This is a genomic window from Actinosynnema sp. NPDC059797, from assembly GCF_042732085.1.
Classification (GTDB): domain Bacteria; phylum Actinomycetota; class Actinomycetes; order Mycobacteriales; family Pseudonocardiaceae; genus Actinosynnema.
Map to the genome: position 1 here is coordinate 1 of NZ_JBHWIE010000545.1, position 3,645 is coordinate 3,645.

A 3,645-nucleotide genomic window follows, 5' to 3' on the forward strand; every position below is an offset into this window, starting at 1 on the left:
ACCGCGCGGCCCCGACACCACCGCGCCGGACCTGCCGGGAGCGGTGGCGCGGGCGGTCGAGGCCGGCGCCGGCCTCGACCTCGGGCTGGCCGTGGTGGACCTGGAGACCGGCGCCGCGGCCGGTCACGACGCCGACGTGCCGTTCCCCTCGGCGTCGCTGAGCAAGCTGCTGGTGGCCGTCGACCTGCTGACCTCGGGCGAACTGCCCGCGGCGGACGCGGAACGCCTGCGCCGCGCGCTGAGCCTGAGCGACGACGAGGCCATGAACGCGCTGTGGACCCTGCACGACGGCCTGGGCGCGGTGTCCCGGGTCGCGGCCCTGCTCGGCCTGACCGCGACGCGCGCGCCCGCGGACGCCTCCCAGTGGGGCGACGTCGAGGTGTCGGCGAACGACGTGGCGAAGGTGCTGCGGTACGCGGTGGCGGAGCTGCCGTCGGTGGTGGACGCCCTCAAGTCCGCCCCGGCGACCGCGGCGGACGGCTTCGACCAGGCCTTCGGCCTGCTCTCCCCGGGCACGGACGCCTACGCCAAGCAGGGCTGGATGTGGTACCTGCCGGCGGACCTGTACCTCCACACGGCCGGGGTGGCGGACGGCCGGTACGCGGTGGTGGCGCTGACGGTCCAGTCCGGGGTGGCGGAGCAGGGGGCGAAGGACCGGCTGACCGGCGTCACGGGCGCGCTGCTGTCGGCGTTGTCGCGGGCCGGGTGAGTCGGCGGCACGCGGCGCGCCGGTCCCCGGCGCGAGGGGCGGGCCCGCGCCGGGGGTGGCCGATCAGTCGGCGGACACCGGTTGGATCAGCTCGACGCCCTCGCGCCGCGCCGCCCACTGGTCGATCGCCTGGCCGCACGCCTGGTCGAGGTGGCGGACGCCGCTCAGGTCCACGCGCACGTGCCGGCCCTCCCCGTCGGGCAGGGACTCCAGGGTCTCCAGCAGCGCGGGCAGCTTGAGGAACGTGGCGTTGCCCCGCACCGCGACGTGGTGGTGGTCCTCGCCGTGGCGGGTGACGGTGACCGACAGGCGGGACACGTCCCACGCCGTCTTCACCACCGCGGCCAGCAGGCCGACCAGCGTGCCGGTCAGCAGGTCCGTCAGCACGATCAGGCCCGCGGTGAGCACCAGCACGCCCGCCTCCGCGCGGTCGGTGCGGAACAGCGCCAGCACCCGGCCCGGCGCGAGCAGCTTCCAGCCCGCCTGCACCAGCAGCGCCGCCAGCACCGCCAGCGGCACGTAGGCCAGCACGCCCGGCAGCAGCACGACGAACAGCAGCAGCCACGCGCCGTGCAGGACGCGGGACAGGCGGGTTCGCGCGCCCGCCTCCACGTTGGCCGAGCTGCGCACGATCACCGCGGTCATCGGCAGCGCGCCGAGCACGCCGCACACGGTGTTGCCGACGCCCTGCGCCACCAGCTCCTTGTCGTACTTCGTGCGCGGCCCGTCGTGCATCCGGTCCACCGCCGCCGCGCTGAACAGGCTCTCCGCCGACGCCACGAGGGCGAACGTCAGCATCGCGCCCAGCACGCCGGCGTCGAACAGCGAGAGGTCCACCGACGACACCACGTCGCCCAGCGAGCCGACCGAGATGCGCGGCAGCGGGAGCAGCAGGCCGACCGCGCTGGCGACCACGGCGGCCACCAGCATCCCGGGCACCGCCCGGAACGGCGTCCGCTTCCACACCGAGGCCACGACGAGCGTGAGCACGCCGACGGCCACGCCGCTCAGGCCGGACGGGGTGGTCAGCGCGGCCACCACCAGGTCGGGCAGGCCGGCGAACTTCTCGCCGGTGGTCGCGGGCTGGTCCCGCGCGGCGAACGGGTAGAGCTGGCCGAGCACCAGCACCAGGCCGATGCCGGCGAGCATGCCCTGCACCACCGAGGGCGAGATGGCGCGGAACCAGCGGCCCAGGCGCAGCAGGCCCATGGCGACCTGGAGCAGGCCCGAGCCCAGGACGATCAGGCCGAGCGCGCGCAGGCCGTGCGCCGCGACGGTGTCGGCGACCAGCACGGTCAGGCCCGCGGCGGGACCGCTGACCTGCATGGTGCTGCCGGGCAGCAGGCCGACCACGAGGCCGCCCACCACGCCGGTGACGATGCCCAGTTCGGCGGGCACGCCGGAGGCGACGGCGATGCCCACGCACAGCGGGAGCGCCACCAGGAACACCACCAGCGACGCGCCGACGTCGGGCCAGAAGTTCGTTGCCCGCCCCGGTGGGGCGGATCGTGCGATGTACGTGCTCACTTGAAGACTCCGAAGGCGTGAGAGCCGCTCACAGCGGCTGGAAGAGGTCGGCGCGGTGGGTGTGGACCTCGCCGGACTCGATGTCGTAGAACCAGCCGTGCAGGCGCAGGGCCCCGGAGTCGACGCGCTCGCGCACGAACGGGTAGTCGCGCAGCGCGGCCAGCTGGGCCAGGACGTGCCGTTGGCCCTCGGCGCGCAGGGCCTCGTCGGGCTCGGCGTACGGGCGGAAACGGGCGTGGGAGGCGAGCCAGCGCCTCATGTTCGGCAGGTGGTCGAGCGCGGTGCGGCCCGAGTGGAGGGCCCGGACCGCGCCGCAGTGCGAGTGGCCGCAGACCACGACCTCCGACACGCCCAGCTGGACGACCGCGAACTCGATGGTCGCGATCTCGCTGGAGGCGGAGTCGGGGTCGTGGGCGGGGATGACGTTGCCCGCCGTGCGCAGCTCGAACAGGGTGCCGGGCTCGGCGCCGGTGATGGAGGTGGTCACGATGCGTGAGTCGGCGCACGTGATGAACAGGGCGGTCGGCGATTGACCGCCGGCGAGCCTGCGACCCGTTTCCGGGGTCCTGCGCAGTGAATGCGTGCGTGCTTGCTGTACCAGGTGTTGGAATTCCACGGAATTTCCCCACTCGTCGGTCGACGGACGTGCGATCGGCGGCGGAAGGGCGTGGATCAGTTCCGGAACACCTGGAGGGCGGCGGGTTCGGTCCAGGTTCTGAGGTGCTCGGCGCGGCCCCGGTCGGGGCGCGGCGACCCGGCGGTCCGGGACGGCCGGGTGATCGGCTCGCAAGCCCTACATGAAGCCGCTTTCATATTCCTGGCCGGCGGAAACCGGGGCGACCAAGATCGCGACTCGAGGGCCTGCCGTTGCTCCCGGGGGCTCTCCTCCTCGGCCGGCACGGGCGCGCCGTGGCCCGCCGGGACCGCGCGCGCGAGGGCGGTGGGACCGGCGGGCGCCGGGGCGAAGACGGCGACGAGCAGCAATGCGACCAGTGCTGCGACAGCGCGCGTCATGACACCCCCCGATGAGTTGATCCTGCATCAAGTGTCACAAAAGAGAGTGATGCGACGGTTAATGATGAACCGTCTTCGTGCAGTTTTGACAGACGTTCACCCGAACGTTTGTGACCCAGCTCATCAAAAGGGTGTTATATAACCGAGAGTAACTACCAGTCGAGGGCGGCCAGCACGAACGCGGCGCCGGCGGCGAGGGAGGCGAGGGCGCGGACGTGGTTGCCGGGCACCCACTCGCGCAGGAACCGGTCCCAGTAGTCCGTCGAGCCCGCCTGCTCCAACCGGTGGTTGCGCGGGGCGTGGAAGGCGGCCGTGAGCACGACGCCGCCCAGGAGGTACAGGCCCGCGCCCGCCCACGCCCAGGGGTCGCCCTCGAAGGCGGCGACCACCGAGAC

At 73.5% G+C, this 3,645-nt stretch carries 4 protein-coding genes; 1 reads left to right on the forward strand and 3 read right to left on the reverse strand.

Annotation, left to right across the window (positions count from 1 at the left end; all coding sequences use genetic code 11):
* The coding region (locus ACFV4N_RS41350; RefSeq protein ID WP_499678155.1) for a serine hydrolase at positions 1–709 on the forward strand (709 nt) is incomplete at its 5' end.
* A gap of 63 nt (positions 710–772) precedes the next feature.
* On the opposite strand, the gene ACFV4N_RS41355 is transcribed toward ACFV4N_RS41350, so the two are convergent.
* The 3 genes from ACFV4N_RS41355 to ACFV4N_RS41365 form a co-directional block, all read right to left on the reverse strand.
* Entirely contained in the window at positions 773–2,236 is a 1,464-nt protein-coding gene (locus ACFV4N_RS41355; RefSeq protein WP_499678156.1) for a SulP family inorganic anion transporter, read from the reverse strand.
* Between the two features lie 28 nt (positions 2,237–2,264).
* Positions 2,265–2,852, reverse strand: a complete 588-nt coding sequence (locus ACFV4N_RS41360; RefSeq protein WP_499678157.1) for a carbonic anhydrase — start codon at positions 2,850–2,852, stop codon at positions 2,265–2,267.
* Between the two features lie 550 nt (positions 2,853–3,402).
* Positions 3,403–3,645 (reverse strand): anthrone oxygenase family protein (locus tag ACFV4N_RS41365; RefSeq protein WP_499678158.1); only part of this gene is annotated, 243 nt, incomplete at its 5' end.